This is a genomic window from Brevundimonas sp. UBA7664 (assembly GCF_002483305.1).
Lineage (GTDB): Bacteria > Pseudomonadota > Alphaproteobacteria > Caulobacterales > Caulobacteraceae > Brevundimonas.
The window spans coordinates 88,255-88,860 of the sequence record NZ_DLHQ01000008.1; the positions used below are offsets into that span (position 1 = coordinate 88,255).

Sequence of the window (606 nt, forward strand, 5' to 3'; positions counted from 1 at the left end):
ATGTCCGTGCCGGACGGGGCCGAGGCGGTGGATGACCGGATGGAGGCCGGCGCCCGGCTCGCGCGGTTGAACGCGGCCATGAGCCGTCTGCCGCCGCACCTCAAGGCTCCGCTTCTGCTGACGGCGATCGAGGGGCGCAGTCAGGCGGAAACGGCCGGGATGCTCGGAGTCTCGATCAAGACCGTGGAGACCCGCGTGGCCCGGGCGCGTCGCAAGCTGTCCGAGGCGCTGGATGACACGACCGCCGTCCGGGCCGTTCCGGAGTGAACGGTTCGGGGGGCCTGCGGAACTGTCATCCCCCCGCCCCAGCTCGCGCCACAGCCGGACCCATCGATCGACATCCGGCGGCGAGGGCTGCAGCGCGCGCGCGCGTAATCTAGTATGAAGGCGTCGCTGGCCATCGACCCGAGCGTCGCCCTTTCCTTTCAGGAGCTTGTCACCATGAAATACCTGATCCTCGCCGCCGCCGCTGTCGCCCTCGGCGCCTGTCAGCCGGCCGCAGAGCCTCAACCTGTCGACGCCCAGACGGCGCCGGACGCCCCCGCGGCGGCCCCGATGGAGGCCGCGCCGGTCGTCGCGCCCGAGCCGACCCCGCAGCCGCAGGCC

General features: G+C 72.4%; 1 protein-coding gene. It reads left to right on the forward strand.

The window, feature by feature from the left end; translation table 11 throughout:
* Window positions 1–267: RNA polymerase sigma factor (locus B2742_RS01825; RefSeq protein WP_292062271.1), on the forward strand; the 267-nt coding region annotated here is incomplete at its 5' end.
* Window positions 268–606: the final 339 nt, after the last annotated feature.